Below are 757 nucleotides of genomic sequence, written 5' to 3' on the forward strand. Positions count from 1 at the left end.
GCACCAGAAGTAGATAGCTTAACCTTCGGGAGGGCGTTTACCACGGTGTGATTCATGACTGGGGTGAAGTCGTAACAAGGTAACCCTAGGGGAACCTGGGGTTGGATCACCTCCTTACCTTAAGATGACGAAGTTGTTGAGTGTTCACACAGATTGCCTTGATTCAAAGTAGTTAGAGCAAAGACCTGATGCGCCTTGGCGTGTCAGTGCTTATCTGGCTTCGGTCAGATGAGAGAAGCCCTATCATTGGGTTTTGGGATGTGAATAATGGCGCTCGGCCTCGCAGGCTCAGCACTCGCCATTACCCAAAATCTGCACTGCTGACGCAGCGCAAAGATGATTTTGGGTCCCCTTCGTCTAGAGGCCTAGGACACCGCCCTTTCACGGCGGTAACAGGGGTTCGAATCCCCTAGGGGACGCCACTTCTCTTCTTGTCTTTTTTGCTAGATACGAGAATGCAGACATAAGCATTACATGTTTATGTCTGTTTTCTTCGGCCTTGCGCCGTTGCAAACATGCTCTTTAACAATCTGGAAAGCTGATTTAAAAAGTAGTTCTCAAACATTTGTTACAAGTGCTTTGGAAACTTCTTGGCGAAAACCAAATTTTATTTTGGTCCTTGTTGTACAGCAACAAGTCGCGTCGTTTCGACGACACTTCTTGGGGTTGTATGGTTAAGTGACTAAGCGTACATGGTGGATGCCTTGGCAGTCAGAGGCGATGAAGGACGTACTAACCTGCGATAAGCTGTGAGAAG

General features: G+C 47.8%; 1 tRNA gene and 2 rRNA genes. All 3 read left to right on the plus strand.

Annotated features, from left to right (window positions below):
• Window positions 1-117, plus strand: a 16S ribosomal RNA gene (locus GWQ27_RS22185); the annotation flags it as partial.
• Window positions 118-346: 229 nt separating this feature from the next.
• Window positions 347-422, plus strand: a tRNA-Glu gene (locus GWQ27_RS22190).
• Window positions 423-672: 250 nt separating this feature from the next.
• Window positions 673-757 (plus strand): 23S ribosomal RNA (locus GWQ27_RS22195); the annotation flags it as partial.

Source organism: Aeromonas sp. 5HA1, assembly GCF_029237245.1.
GTDB lineage: Bacteria > Pseudomonadota > Gammaproteobacteria > Enterobacterales > Aeromonadaceae > Aeromonas > Aeromonas salmonicida.